Annotated in this window: 9 protein-coding genes, 20 tRNA genes and 1 rRNA gene; 28 read left to right on the forward strand and 2 right to left on the reverse strand. The window is 50.9% G+C overall.

Annotated features, from left to right (window positions below; translation table 11 throughout):
* Positions 1-177: 177 nt before the first annotated feature.
* The 28 genes from rrf to GIW82_RS00145 all read left to right on the forward strand — a co-directional run bounded on the left by rrf (position 178) and on the right by GIW82_RS00145 (position 10,887).
* Positions 178-293, forward strand: a 5S ribosomal RNA gene (gene rrf, locus GIW82_RS00010).
* Between the two features lie 7 nt (positions 294-300).
* A tRNA-Val gene (locus GIW82_RS00015) sits at positions 301-376 on the forward strand.
* A 7-nt stretch (positions 377-383) separates the two neighbouring features.
* Positions 384-459: transfer RNA gene (locus GIW82_RS00020), tRNA-Thr, on the forward strand.
* 9 nt (positions 460-468) lie between these two features.
* Positions 469-544 (forward strand) — tRNA-Lys (locus GIW82_RS00025).
* Positions 545-569: 25 nt separating this feature from the next.
* Positions 570-654 (forward strand) — tRNA-Leu (locus GIW82_RS00030).
* A 1-nt stretch (position 655) separates the two neighbouring features.
* Positions 656-730: transfer RNA gene (locus tag GIW82_RS00035), tRNA-Gly, on the forward strand.
* 23 nt (positions 731-753) lie between these two features.
* Positions 754-842: transfer RNA gene (locus GIW82_RS00040), tRNA-Leu, on the forward strand.
* Positions 843-878: 36 nt separating this feature from the next.
* Positions 879-955 (forward strand) — tRNA-Arg (locus GIW82_RS00045).
* A 23-nt stretch (positions 956-978) separates the two neighbouring features.
* A tRNA-Pro gene (locus tag GIW82_RS00050) sits at positions 979-1,055 on the forward strand.
* Positions 1,056-1,061: 6 nt separating this feature from the next.
* Positions 1,062-1,137 (forward strand) — tRNA-Ala (locus GIW82_RS00055).
* Positions 1,138-1,157: 20 nt separating this feature from the next.
* Positions 1,158-1,231: transfer RNA gene (locus GIW82_RS00060), tRNA-Met, on the forward strand.
* An 8-nt stretch (positions 1,232-1,239) separates the two neighbouring features.
* Positions 1,240-1,316: transfer RNA gene (locus GIW82_RS00065), tRNA-Ile, on the forward strand.
* A 10-nt stretch (positions 1,317-1,326) separates the two neighbouring features.
* Positions 1,327-1,419 (forward strand) — tRNA-Ser (locus GIW82_RS00070).
* 338 nt (positions 1,420-1,757) lie between these two features.
* Positions 1,758-1,832 (forward strand) — tRNA-Met (locus GIW82_RS00075).
* A 4-nt stretch (positions 1,833-1,836) separates the two neighbouring features.
* A tRNA-Asp gene (locus tag GIW82_RS00080) sits at positions 1,837-1,912 on the forward strand.
* 19 nt (positions 1,913-1,931) lie between these two features.
* Positions 1,932-2,007 (forward strand) — tRNA-Phe (locus GIW82_RS00085).
* 4 nt (positions 2,008-2,011) lie between these two features.
* Positions 2,012-2,085, forward strand: a tRNA-Gly gene (locus tag GIW82_RS00090).
* A gap of 6 nt (positions 2,086-2,091) precedes the next feature.
* Positions 2,092-2,168 (forward strand) — tRNA-Ile (locus GIW82_RS00095).
* Position 2,169: 1 nt separating this feature from the next.
* Positions 2,170-2,244 (forward strand) — tRNA-Asn (locus GIW82_RS00100).
* A gap of 4 nt (positions 2,245-2,248) precedes the next feature.
* Positions 2,249-2,341, forward strand: a tRNA-Ser gene (locus tag GIW82_RS00105).
* 5 nt (positions 2,342-2,346) lie between these two features.
* A tRNA-Glu gene (locus GIW82_RS00110) sits at positions 2,347-2,418 on the forward strand.
* 471 nt (positions 2,419-2,889) lie between these two features.
* Positions 2,890-4,281, forward strand: a complete 1,392-nt coding sequence (locus GIW82_RS00115) for an isochorismate synthase (RefSeq protein ID WP_154747918.1) — start codon at positions 2,890-2,892, stop codon at positions 4,279-4,281.
* A complete protein-coding gene (gene menD / locus GIW82_RS00120; protein WP_370455931.1) occupies positions 4,268-5,974 on the forward strand; it encodes a 2-succinyl-5-enolpyruvyl-6-hydroxy-3-cyclohexene-1-carboxylic-acid synthase in 1,707 nt (568 codons plus the stop codon). Before GIW82_RS00115 ends, menD begins: the two co-directional genes overlap by 14 nt.
* Complete coding sequence (gene menH / locus GIW82_RS00125; RefSeq protein ID WP_154747919.1) at positions 5,965-6,777, forward strand: 2-succinyl-6-hydroxy-2,4-cyclohexadiene-1-carboxylate synthase; 813 nt, start codon at positions 5,965-5,967, stop codon at positions 6,775-6,777. The genes menD and menH overlap by 10 nt, the downstream gene beginning before the upstream one ends.
* Positions 6,778-6,791: 14 nt before the next feature.
* Entirely contained in the window at positions 6,792-7,610 is an 819-nt protein-coding gene (gene menB, locus GIW82_RS00130; RefSeq protein ID WP_154747920.1) for a 1,4-dihydroxy-2-naphthoyl-CoA synthase, read from the forward strand.
* 57 nt (positions 7,611-7,667) lie between these two features.
* Positions 7,668-9,101 carry an o-succinylbenzoate--CoA ligase gene (locus tag GIW82_RS00135; RefSeq protein ID WP_154747921.1) on the forward strand — a complete coding sequence of 478 codons (1,434 nt, stop codon included), beginning with the start codon at positions 7,668-7,670 and terminating at the stop codon, positions 9,099-9,101.
* The gene (menC, locus tag GIW82_RS00140; protein WP_154747922.1) at positions 9,092-10,177 is read left to right on the forward strand and encodes an o-succinylbenzoate synthase; all 1,086 of its coding nucleotides are present in this window, start codon (positions 9,092-9,094) and stop codon (positions 10,175-10,177) included. The genes GIW82_RS00135 and menC overlap by 10 nt, the downstream gene beginning before the upstream one ends.
* Positions 10,168-10,887 carry an AAA family ATPase gene (locus tag GIW82_RS00145; RefSeq protein WP_370455932.1) on the forward strand — a complete coding sequence of 240 codons (720 nt, stop codon included), beginning with the start codon at positions 10,168-10,170 and terminating at the stop codon, positions 10,885-10,887. The genes menC and GIW82_RS00145 overlap by 10 nt, the downstream gene beginning before the upstream one ends.
* A gap of 54 nt (positions 10,888-10,941) precedes the next feature.
* Here the strand turns inward: GIW82_RS00145 and GIW82_RS00150 are convergent, their stop codons facing one another.
* Positions 10,942-11,925 (reverse strand): metal ABC transporter solute-binding protein, Zn/Mn family, encoded by a 984-nt coding sequence (locus GIW82_RS00150; RefSeq protein ID WP_154747923.1) that lies wholly within the window; start codon positions 11,923-11,925, stop codon positions 10,942-10,944.
* Positions 11,926-12,100: 175 nt separating this feature from the next.
* Positions 12,101-12,325 (reverse strand): membrane protein insertion efficiency factor YidD, encoded by a 225-nt coding sequence (gene yidD, locus GIW82_RS00155; protein ID WP_370456157.1) that lies wholly within the window; start codon positions 12,323-12,325, stop codon positions 12,101-12,103.
* Between the last annotated feature and the right edge of the window lie 109 nt (positions 12,326-12,434).

A 12,434-nucleotide genomic window follows, 5' to 3' on the forward strand; every position in this document is an offset into this window, starting at 1 on the left:
GAAGCGTGGCGACACGTGCAGCTGACGAATACTAATCGATCGAGGACTTAACCAACACGCTTCAATCAATCCATGTCCGCTTTATCCAGTTTTGAAAGAACAAACAAAAGTTTTAAAAAAGCCTTGTATTCCCGCTGGGAATTGGTATAATAAAACTTGTCTTTCAAAATAGAATAGTCCAGTGATGATGGCAAAGAGGCCACACCCGTTCCCATCTCGAACACGGAAGTTAAGCTCTTTTGCGCCGATGGTAGTTGGGGGTTTCCCCCTGTGAGAGTAGGACGTCGCTGGGCATTACATGGAGGATTAGCTCAGCTGGGAGAGCATCTGCCTTACAAGCAGAGGGTCGGCGGTTCGATCCCGTCATCCTCCACCATTTTTGTGCCGGAGTAGCTCAACTGGTAGAGCAACTGACTTGTAATCAGTAGGTTGAGGGTTCAAGTCCTTTCTCCGGCACCAGTTTTTCACGAGCCATTAGCTCAGTTGGTAGAGCATCTGACTTTTAATCAGAGGGTCGCAGGTTCGAATCCTGCATGGCTCACCATTTACAATTTCATTTAAATTGCCACGCGGGTGTGGCGGAACTGGCAGACGCACTAGACTTAGGATCTAGCGCCTTCGGGCGTGGGGGTTCGACTCCCTTCACCCGCACCAAGCGGAAGTAGTTCAGTGGTAGAACGCCACCTTGCCAAGGTGGAGGTCGCGGGTTCGACCCCCGTCTTCCGCTCCAATTTTTAAACTTGCTAATGCCCCGCCGGGGTGGCGGAACTGGCAGACGCACAGGACTTAAAATCCTGCGGTAGGTGACTACCGTACCGGTTCGATTCCGGTCCTCGGCACCAACTGATTTTTAGAAATCCGTCTACTAAACATCATATGCGCCCGTAGCTCAATTGGATAGAGTACTTGACTACGAATCAAGCGGTTAGAGGTTCGAGTCCTCTCGGGCGCGCCATATTTTTTAATTAAATTCTCAGTCGGGAAGTAGCTCAGCTTGGTAGAGCACTTGGTTTGGGACCAAGGGGTCGCAGGTTCGAATCCTGTCTTCCCGACCACTTTATGGGGCCTTAGCTCAGCTGGGAGAGCGCCTGCCTTGCACGCAGGAGGTCAGCGGTTCGATCCCGCTAGGCTCCACCAACTATTCATATAAAGATCCTGGCGGCGTAGCTCAGCTGGCTAGAGCGTACGGTTCATACCCGTAAGGTCGGGGGTTCGATCCCCTCTGCCGCCACTTTATTAGGACCTTTAGCTCAGTTGGTTAGAGCAGACGGCTCATAACCGTCCGGTCGCAGGTTCGAGTCCTGCAAGGTCCACCAATATGATCACGGAGGAATACCCAAGTTTGGCTGAAGGGATCGGTCTTGAAAACCGACAGGGGAGTCAAATCCCGCGGGGGTTCGAATCCCTCTTCCTCCTCCATTTTATTCTTAACGGTGGACTCAATTTTACTTCAACTCAAGTGTCAGTCTCCGAGATACTAAGAGTATAGCAAGACAGATGATTTAATAATATTATCGCGGGGTAGAGCAACGAGCTGTACGAAGACGGCGAAGTAACATCGATGCAGGCGAAGCCGAAGCAGATGTCGATCTGCGATAGGCAATGAGTATCAGCAAGATAAATTAAATTCTATTGTCGCGGGGTAGAGCAACGAGCTGTACGAAGACAGCGAAGTAACATCGATGCAGGCGAAGCCGAAGCAGATGTCGATCTGCGATAGGCAATGAGTATCAGCAAGATAAATTAAATTCTATTGTCGCGGGGTAGAGCAGTGGTAGCTCGTCGGGCTCATAACCCGGAGGTCGCAGGTTCAAATCCTGCCCCCGCAACCAAAAAGGTCCCGTGGTGTAGCGGTTAACATGCCTGCCTGTCACGCAGGAGATCGCCGGTTCGATCCCGGTCGGGACCGCCATTTTCATCTTACATACTATGGGTCAGTAGCTCAGTTGGTAGAGCATTAGATTGAAGCTCTAAGTGTCGGCGGTTCGATTCCGTCCTGACCCACCATAGTGCGGGTGTAGTTTAGTGGTAAAACCTCAGCCTTCCAAGCTGATGATGAGGGTTCGATTCCCTTCACCCGCTCCAAATGATGGGCCTATAGCTCAGCTGGTTAGAGCGCACGCCTGATAAGCGTGAGGTCGGTGGTTCGAGTCCACTTAGGCCCACCATTCCGAAGTAGCTCAGTGGTAGAGCACCGCACTGTTAATGCGATGGTCGTAGGTTCGAGTCCTACCTTCGGAGCCATTCTGGGGAAGTACTCAAGAGGCTGAAGAGGCGCCCCTGCTAAGGGTGTAGGTCGGTTTATTCCGGCGCGAGGGTTCAAATCCCTCCTTCTCCGCCAGAATTGGCCCCTTGGTCAAGCGGTTAAGACACCGCCCTTTCACGGCGGTAACACGGGTTCGAATCCCGTAGGGGTCATACTAGAGCGTCTCACATTTCAATATGTGAGACGTTCTTTTTTTATGTTATAAAGGCGGGTCTACTTCTAACCGGTGTTCATCCAGTGATAACTGGCGTTCGTCGACAAATATCTTGCATTAATCAGGAGATAACTTGCATTCACCACCCGATAACTTGGATTCCCTTAATTCTGATCTTTCACAAGCACCGCATGCACGTAAAGATCTCGCAGCACTACCCACCAAATAACCAATCTCGCTTCAACGCTCGCTAAACATCTGCAGAAGCTCATTTCAACCAAACGCCGCATCTCGCAGCAACACAGCTAGACGGCTGTCCAACTAAGTGATGAGTGATAATTCTGAAAGCACTCTCCAAATACAAAAAATGTGCTGAATGCCATATAAAAGAGTATGATAGAAGGTAGAGACTTTTAGCTGGATCCAAATGGAAAGATTCCAGCTTCATTGGAAAACGGAGGGTATTTTGATGAATTCTTATTTGCATTCATCTGCTGATACAAGCGCGGCTATGCGCTACATCGCTTATCAATTTATTACTGAAACGATAGAAGTGGAAGGGGTTACATCACTCGCATTTTTTGAAGCAGGGGCAGCCTCTTATGGAGGACAACGGATGTTCTGGCAAAATCCTGAGAGAGACTTTTCATTGATTGGGATCGGGCATGCACATGTATTAAAAACATCGAATCTTCACGGCCGGTTCGAAGATGTTCAAACGGAGTGGAAGGCGATGTGCAGCCGGTTGCCGGAGAAAGAATTACTGGTAAGACCGAGTTTGTTCGGAGGATTCTCGTTTGACCCGCTGAATCAGAAGAAATCGGAGTGGGTTAGTTTCCCGGAAACGTATTTTGTATTGCCTGTGTTTCAGTTACAGGAGAAAGACGGGAAGACGTTCATCAGCATTCACCAGTTCACTAAAGAGTTGGACGGGGAGCACGCATTGCCAGATCTACGCAAGAAGCGGGATGAGCTAATTCAAAGTGCGAAACGACTTAATGGGAAAGTGCACAGTAAACAAGTGGTAGAAAACCATCAAGAGTTGCACAAGGATGTTTATATGGAGTCGATTGATCAAGTAACGGCTTCCATCAAGGCAGGACAGGCGGCAAAGGTCGTCATTGCCCGTTGTATGGAACTCGCATTCAAAGAGCAAGTGACGGCTGCTGCGGCGCTTTCACAAGTATCGATTGAGCAGACGAGCAGTTACTTGTTCGGAATCGAGGCAGAGGAGCAGTTTTTCTTCGGTGCGACGCCTGAACGGCTTGTTAAAGTAGAGAACGGCATAGCGCTGTCGACGTGTCTCGCGGGTTCAACTAGACGCGGGAAAGACGAGAAAGAGGATTTGGCACTTGGTGCTGAGTTATTGCTGGACCGGAAAAATCGTTCGGAGCACCAATATGTCGTCGATATGATCGATCATGTGTTCCAGAAATTCTGTGAGGGTGTAACCATCCCCAAAAAGCCCGAGTTGATGAAAATCCGTGATATCCAGCATCTCCATACGCCGGTAAGAGGTTCTTTGAAGGATGGTGCGGGATTAATGGATCTCGTCAAGTCGCTGCATCCGACACCGGCACTGGGGGGGGAGCCAAAGCAGCAGGCACTTAGCTTGATCCGGCAATACGAAACGATGAATAGAGGATTCTATGCAGCACCTGTCGGCTGGATGGATTCACGCGGAGACGGGGAATTCGCAGTTGCGATCCGTTCCGCTCTCCTCGATGGCAAGCGGGCATTCCTGTACGCCGGAGGAGGCATTGTGGCGAATTCGACGCCACAATCAGAATATGCTGAGACATGGGTGAAATTCCGGCCGATGCTCCGTGCGTTGGGGGGACAAATGCGTGACGAATCGTAAAGCATTAACAGAATATGTATCAGCATTCACCCACACTCTTGTAGAGCAAGGTGTCGTGAATGTCGTAATCAGCCCGGGTTCACGCTCGACGCCACTTGCTTATGCGTGCATGAAGCAAGAAGGCATGAACATCTACCGGCAAATAGATGAGCGTTCTGCGGCATTCTTCGCGCTTGGTATGGCAAAAACATCGGGGCAGCCGGTCATGCTGCTCTGTACATCAGGGACGGCGGCAGCTAACTATTTCCCTGCCATCGTTGAGGCGTATTACGCACGTGTGCCATTGCTCGTCGTGACAGCTGACCGACCGCATGAGCTGCGCGAAGTCGGTGCACCGCAAGCGATCAACCAAGTAAATCTTTTCGGCTCTCATGTAAAATGGGCTTCCGACTTGCCGATGCCTGAGCAGGACAATAAATTGGCATTCGTGACACGCCACTTGCACCGAGCCGTGACAACTGCACGGACGGCTCCGAAAGGTCCGGTCCATTTGAACGTGCCGTTCCGCGAGCCACTGCAGATCGATTTCGATCAAGCATTCGAGAGTCCAGGTGAAATCCGCCATTTCACGAACCAGTCCGCACTGCCGGTGGAAGCAGAACGCTTCCTTCTTGGACAGTTCAAAGAAGAGAGAGGGATTCTCGTACTGGGGGAGATGACCGAGGGAGTTCCGGACACATTTTGGCAGTTCATCCGAGCACTTGATTGGCCGGTCCTCATCGATCCGCTATCGAATGTCCGAGCGAATATTGATCCGGCATGTCGCCATCTTTTAATCGATGCGTACGATGCGATTCTTAAAGTCGATGAGGCGAAAGCGCGTCTCATGCCGAATGTTGTTATCCGAGTCGGTCCACAACCAGTTTCAAAACCGTTGTCGCTGTATTTGACGTCACTCGAACCGGCCGTCTATGCGGTTTTCGATGACAGCCCTATGCTGCGGGATGCGCAGTCAATCGTCACACACCATATCCAGGCGCCGTCTTCTGCTTTGTGGCAGCTTCCGGTTGCCGAGCGTGCGCAAAGTGCGTACACGGCAGCTTGGGGCGGAGCTAACGCTTTGTACTGGCAGATTGTCGAGCGGCATTGTGAAAATGAGATGGATGAAGGGGTCTTTACGAAGATCCTTTTCGATCACTTGGATGGCGTACATCTGGTAGCAGGCAGCAGTATGCCGATTCGGGATGTCGACACTTTTTTCCAAGCGACGGAACGCGACGTGCAGATTTTTGCGAACCGCGGTGCGAATGGCATCGACGGCGTCGTTTCCACAGCATTTGGAACACAGGCAGCTGCAGATCGTCCGACGTATTTATTAATCGGCGACTTGTCGTTCATCCATGATCTGAATGGACTGCTCGCTTCGAAAATGCAGGATGCGGATGTGACGGTAGTGGTGATGAACAATGACGGCGGCGGGATCTTCTCGTACTTGCCGCAATCACAGGAAGAACGTTATTACGAAGAACTCTTCGGTACGCCGACTGGATTGACGTTCGACAACGCTGCGAAAATGTACGATGCTGAATATGCAGCGGTCAAAACGAAAGATGAGCTACGCAGAGCACTTGCGACTGAAAAGCAGAAGAAAGTCAAAATCATCGAAGTGTTCACGGACCGTAAAACGAACGTAGACATGCACCGGAAGCTTTGGACGACATTCCACGAGGAGCTTGTTGCATCATGGAAATGACGGTGCGCGGTGTCACTTACCAAGTCGAGCAGTTCCGTGAAGCAAAAGAGCAAGCGATCGTACTGCTCCACGGCTTCACGGGAAGTACGAAGACGTGGCACGAACTTGCCGGACAGCTGAAGGATAAACGAGTTGTACTCATCGATCTTCTTGGACACGGTGCAACAGCGATACCAGCAGACACAAGTCGATACGGAATGGAGCAGCAAGTGGAGGATTTACATGAGCTGTTCGGTGAGCTCGGCCTTGAGTCGTTCGTTCTTCTCGGTTATTCCATGGGCGGCCGGGTCGCACTCGCTTATGCGGATGCTTATCCCGGGAAGCTCAAGGCACTCATTCTGGAAAGTGCTTCACCTGGCTTGGAAACAGCCGAGGAGCAGCTGGAAAGAAGACAACGTGACAGCGCGTTAGCTCAGAAAATCGTGCAGAACGGCATGGAATCCTTCGTCAACAACTGGGAAGCAATTCCATTGTTTGCGTCGCAGAAATCGTTGCCGGCAGTTGTGCGTGAACGGGTCAGAAGTGAACGGTTGGCGCAGTCGCCTGAAGGACTTGCCGGTAGTTTGAACGGCATGGGTACGGGGGCGCAGCAATCCTACTGGGAACGGCTCGAGGTACTTGAGGTGCCAGTCCTGCTTTTGACAGGCTGTCTTGATGAAAAATTCATTGCGATCGGACGCCGTATGGCGGAGCGGATTAAGCGTGCTCAGCACGTAACTTTACACGCAGGCCATGCAATTCATGTGGAAAAACCTATAGAGTTTGCTACAATAATAAAGAAGTATATTAGCTCATTAGAATGAAGGAGGAAGAAATCATGACACGTGAATGGATTTCAGAACGTACATATGAAGATATCAAGTATGAAATTTACAATGGGATTGCGAAAATCACGATCAACCGTCCGGAAGTGCGCAACGCATTCCGCCCGAAAACGGTGCACGAACTGATCGATGCATTCTCACGCGCGCGCGACAACGCAGACGTCGGCGTCATCGTTTTGACTGGTGAAGGGGAGAAAGCATTCTGCTCAGGTGGCGACCAAAGCGTCCGTGGGCACGGTGGTTACGTTGGAGAAGATGAAATTCCCCGCTTGAACGTCCTGGACTTGCAGCGCTTGATCCGCGTAATTCCAAAGCCAGTTGTGGCAATGGTTGCTGGTTTCGCAATCGGCGGCGGACACGTTCTGCACGTTGTATGTGACTTGACGATCGCAGCGGATAACGCACGCTTCGGCCAAACAGGGCCACGCGTCGGTTCATTTGACGCAGGTTACGGTTCAGGCTACTTGGCACGCATCATCGGCCATAAGAAAGCACGTGAAATCTGGTACCTATGCCGTCAGTACGACGCACAGGAAGCGCTTGATATGGGTCTAGTCAACACAGTTGTCCCTTACGAGCAGCTTGAGGATGAGACAGTGAAATGGTGTGAAGAAATGCTCGCGATGAGCCCGACTGCACTTCGTTTCGTGAAAGCAGCGATGAACGCTGATACGGACGGACTTGCAGGACTTCAGCAAATGGCTGGCGATGCAACACTTCTTTATTACACAACAGACGAGGCGAAAGAAGGCCGCGACGCGTTCAAAGAAAAGCGCAAACCGGACTTCGGTCAATTCCCACGTTTCCCATAATGACTAACAAAAGCTGCCCATCTTGGGTGGCTTTTTTGCAAAGAAAGGATTTTGTTTATGATGTATCCGAACTGGCTTTTGCAGCGGACGTTGCTGACGGGGGAGCGACTGGCACTTTCCTACGGTGACCGTGCGTGGACATTTGCTGAACTGAATACAGAAGCGCTCGAGACGGCTGGAAGACTGGCAGCACAAGGTGTCAGGAAAGGAAGCAGAGTGGCGGTGCTATCTGCATCACATCCTGAATTTGTTCGATTCCTCTACGCGTGTCTTCATGTCGGCTGTGAAGTCGTGATGCTCAACGAGCGGTTGACAGCAGCGGAACTCGCTTATCAGCTAGAGGATTCTGCGGCGGACTTCGTGTTCGCAGATGACGCGCTTGCTGGGAAGCTGCCGGATGCTTTGCCGTTATTGTTCAGCGAGCTTGCTAAAATAGAAGCTGTGGATTTTACTCCAGAAGTGGAGTGGGAAACAGGGCGGACGCTGTCGATCATGTATACATCTGGCACGACGGGCTATCCGAAAGGCGTCCGGCAAACAGCTGAAAACCACTTTTCAAGCGCGGTGTCATCTGCACTGAATCTTGGCATCACGCCGGAAGATACGTGGCTTTGCACGGTGCCGCTTTACCATATAAGCGGATTCTCGATTCTCATGCGCTCGCTCGTCTACGGGATGGGTGTGCGGCTCCATCCGAAATTCGAAGCGGCAGCTTGTGCGGAGGAGCTCCATAAAGGGACCGTCACGCATATGTCAGTCGTCGGGGTGACGCTGGAACGGCTGCTCCATGAACTGGAAAGTAAGGAATTGAGCGTATCGGACCGTTTCCGAGCGATGCTTGCAGGCGGGGGTCCGGTGCCGGTCTCTTATATCGAACGCGCTGAACAGTTTGGCATCGCTGTACTGCAGACGTACGGCATGACGGAAACCTCTTCACAATCAACAACGCTTCAGCCAGCTGACGCTGCGCGAAAAATCGGATCTTCCGGTAAGCCATTGTTCCTTTACCAAGTGAAGATTGAAGGGGCAATAGAGCCCGGAGACACAGGAGAAATCCTGATTCGCGGACCACAAGTGACGCCTGGTTATATCGGGAGCTTCTCAGAGCGGCCTTCGCAGCAGGACGGCTGGCTGCATACGGGAGATATCGGTTATTTGGATGTGGAAGGATTTTTGTTCGTCATCGACCGGCGTTCGGATTTGATCGTCTCTGGTGGCGAAAACGTCTATCCGGCAGAAATCGAAAAAGTGCTCGCAGCGCACCCAGCAGTTCAGGAAGCGGGAGTTTGCGGGATGAAGGATGACAAGTGGGGAGAAGTCCCTGCTGCATTCGTCGTCCTGAAGTCTGATGTCTCGACAGACGAACTGCACGCATTTTGTAAAGAGCGATTAGCATCTTACAAAGTGCCAAAAACGTTTGCCATCGTCGATTCACTGCCACGCAATGCGTTAAACAAATTGCTCAGAAGGACGTTGAAAACATGGCTATGACCATTCAGCACGTGCGGCTTGAACGGATCAAGAGACCATTGAAGCGGCCGTTCATCACGTCGTTGCAGGAGGTGACGGAGCGGGAGAGCATTATAGTAACGGTGCAGGACAGTGAGGGGCGGAGCGGCTACGGCGAGTGTGTCGCGTTTTCGACGCCGTGGTATACGGAAGAAACAATCACGAGCTGCCAGTTCGTCTTGGAGCACGTGCTCATTCCGCTTGTCGAGGGAAAACAATTAAATGAACCGAGGCAAGTGGCTGACTGGTTCGGTGCTGTGAAAGGCAACCGGATGGCTAAAGCAGCGCTTGAAAGTGCCATCTGGGACCTCGCGGCAAAATGTGCGGGGAAATCGCTAGCGGAATTCGTTGGTGGCACGAAAGACACCGTCGCAGCAGGGACCGTAGTTGCCGTTGCGCACACAGAAGCGGCGGCAGTGGACGAAGCGGCTAATGCTGGTTACCGCAGAATCAAAGTGAAAATCCGTCCGTCAGATGAAATGAACGTGTTCAAACAAATCATCTCTACTTATCCAGAGGTGCTGTTTTTTGCAGATGCTAACGGTGCGTTCGAACACGAACCGTTCGAACGGTTGCTAGAATGGGACGAAGCTGGTTTTTATTTGATCGAGCAGCCGTTTTCGGAGGAGTCGTGGGAGCTGCACCGTCGTGCTAGTGCACAAATGCAGACGAAAATTTGCCTGGACGAGAGTTTAAGGAGTTTTGAAGACGCCAAGCGGATGGTCAGAGAAGCCGCAGGAACTGTAGCAGTGTTGAAGATGGGGCGACTCGGCGGCTGGGCGGAAACATTGCGTATCGTTGATTACTTGAAAGCACACGGGGTGCAAATGTGGGTAGGTGGCATGATTGAGTTCGGTGTGTCGAAAGCTCATAATCTTGCGCTTGCGAGTATTGCAGGTGTCGATTTACCAGGAGACTTAACAGCGTCCAATCATTACTGGGAAGCTGACATCATCGAGCCGGAAATCTCGGTCAGAGGCGGGGAAGTCACCGTTTCGAATACGCTGGGAATTGGATACAACGTTGTGTTGGAAGAGGAGGACGAGCAGTGTTCTTAAAAGAGGTTCAGTTGATGAAAGAACGTGTAGTACAAACGGGCGAATATCCGTTTGATATTCCATCGATCGGCACGTTTGAAGAGATGGAACTCGAATCACCGATCACGTTTTTCGTCGGGGAGAACGGTTCCGGGAAATCGACGCTGCTGGAAGCGATCGCTGATCAATGCGGCTTCAACACAGCGGGCGGTGGACGCAATCATTTTTACGAAGTGGATTCGTCGGATTCTGCACTCGGTGCATTTTTGCGGCTATCATGGATGCCAAAAGCGACCAACGGATTTTTCCTTCGTGCGGAATCATTTTATCATTTTGCTTCGTATTTGGATGAAGTGGATGATACGGGATTTGCGGGATATGGCGGAAAATCACTCCACCACCAATCGCACGGGGAATCATTCATGTCGCTTTTTTCAAACCGGTTCCAAGGCAACGCGTTGTATTTACTCGATGAGCCTGAAGCCGCCTTGTCCCCGCAGCGCCAGCTGACGTTTTTACGGATATTAAAGGAGTTGTCGGAAGAACGGGGATGTCAGTTCATCATCGCAACGCATTCGCCGATCCTGCTGGCTTATCCGGGTGCAGCAATCCATGAATTCAGTGAGGATGGCATTGCGAAAGTGGATTATGAAGATACCGAGCATTACCGCATCACCAAATATTTTATGGACCATCGGGAATCATTTTTACGCCGGATTTTGGAAGATTGAGCGACAAAAAAAGAAGTGGAGTGGGTAGTAATCCTGTTCCACTTCTTTTTGTGATTAGCGAAGTACCTCTTCAAGTGTCGCTAAGTTGTGTTCCATTAAGGTGAAATATGTTTCTTCGTTCTTGATGTCCTCTTGCGTCAAGACGCCGAGGTTGTGCATCATGACGGCTTTAGCACCGATTTCTTTTTGAACGACTTCCGTCAAGTTCGAGGAGACGTTCTGTTCGAAGACGATGTGCTCGATGCCTTTCTCCTCCGCTTGCTCGATGATGGCCGTCAATTCTTTTTGGGACGGTTCATCCTGGCTGTTCAGGCCAGCCACTGCGACTTGTTCAAACCCGTATGGTTCAGCGATGTAACCAAATGCGGCGTGGGAGACGAAGAACGTCCCGCCGTCAAGACGGTCGGCAAGGTCCAGGAACGATAGATGAAGTGCTTCGAGTTCGATTTGCAGCTCGGCAAAATTGCTGTCGAATGCTTCAGAATGCTCCGGAGCCGCTTCGACGAGGGCATCCTTGATGGATTCCGCCAGTGACGCGCTCAAGACAGGTGACATCCAGACGTGCGGATCGACGCCGTTGTGGTCATGTCCTTCGTGTCCTTCTCCATGTCCATGATCATCGTGCCCGTGTTCTTCCTCTTCATCATGTGAATGGGAAGCCGTTTCGAGTGCTTCGTCAGAAAACGAATCGGCTGTTGAGATGAATTCGACTTGTTCGCCTTCCAATGTCTTCTTGGCGTTGTCGATGAAGCCTTCAAGCCCGAGTCCGACATAGAACAGAAGGTCGGCATCCGCAATCGCGATCATATCCCGCTGTGTTGGCTCGAACGTATGCTCATTCGCGCCTGCTGGATAGACCGATTGCACGTCAACGAACTCACCGCCGATGCGCTCCGCGAAATATTGGAGCGGGAAGACTGTAGTGAAGACTGTGATGTTTTCAGTCGTCGGCTCTGTCTCGGGTTCAGCTGGTGCGTCGACATCGCCGCAAGCTGCCAATATAAAGATAGTGAATAATGATAATAGCAATTTTTTCATAAGTTCCTCCAAATAGTAATTGTTACGATTTGATTACAGGAAAAATACTACAGCAAGATGAAAGAGAATGCAAGAACTTTATCCGGGAAGAATAAACGCTGCTTGTCGAGTGGGCACACAGACCATTTCAGAACAGGAAAAGACAGGGGAATCAAGGCGATTTCCCTGCCTGCACTCATTTATTCTTTTTCGGTGGCCATTCTTCCGGGACGAAGTCGACGCCGCCTTTATGGAAGGGATGGCAGCTCAAAATCCGCCTGGTCGCCAAGTACCCGCCTTTCAACGCTCCGTGCTTCTCGACAGCTTCCAGCCCGTAATGCGAACATGTCGGATAAAAGCGACAAGACGGAGGGAACAGTGGAGAGATGAAGCGTTGGTAAAAACGGATGAAACCGAGCATGATGTTCTTCAAACGATCAGCTTCTTTCTTAAGTCATACGTTCGTACGTTTATTGTAGTGAAAAGAGTGGTATAAATAAAGTAGAACAACTTATCCTATTTGAAAGAGA

The organism is Planomicrobium sp. YIM 101495, assembly GCF_009707665.1.
Classification (GTDB): Bacteria; Bacillota; Bacilli; order Bacillales_A; family Planococcaceae; genus Planococcus.

Excerpts from the sequence above, each read along its gene's own strand:
- GIW82_RS00135 (WP_154747921.1), top strand. The coding sequence starts at position 7,668 with ATGATGTATCCGAACTGGCTTTTGCAGCGGACGTTGCTGACGGGGGAG.
- menC (WP_154747922.1), top strand. The coding sequence starts at position 9,092 with ATGGCTATGACCATTCAGCACGTGCGGCTTGAACGGATCAAGAGACCA.
- menB (WP_154747920.1), top strand. The coding sequence starts at position 6,792 with ATGACACGTGAATGGATTTCAGAACGTACATATGAAGATATCAAGTAT.
- menH (WP_154747919.1), top strand. The coding sequence starts at position 5,965 with ATGGAAATGACGGTGCGCGGTGTCACTTACCAAGTCGAGCAGTTCCGT.
- GIW82_RS00150 (WP_154747923.1), bottom strand. The coding sequence starts at position 11,925 with ATGAAAAAATTGCTATTATCATTATTCACTATCTTTATATTGGCAGCT.
- GIW82_RS00115 (WP_154747918.1), top strand. The coding sequence starts at position 2,890 with ATGAATTCTTATTTGCATTCATCTGCTGATACAAGCGCGGCTATGCGC.
- yidD (WP_370456157.1), bottom strand. The coding sequence starts at position 12,325 with ATGCTCGGTTTCATCCGTTTTTACCAACGCTTCATCTCTCCACTGTTC.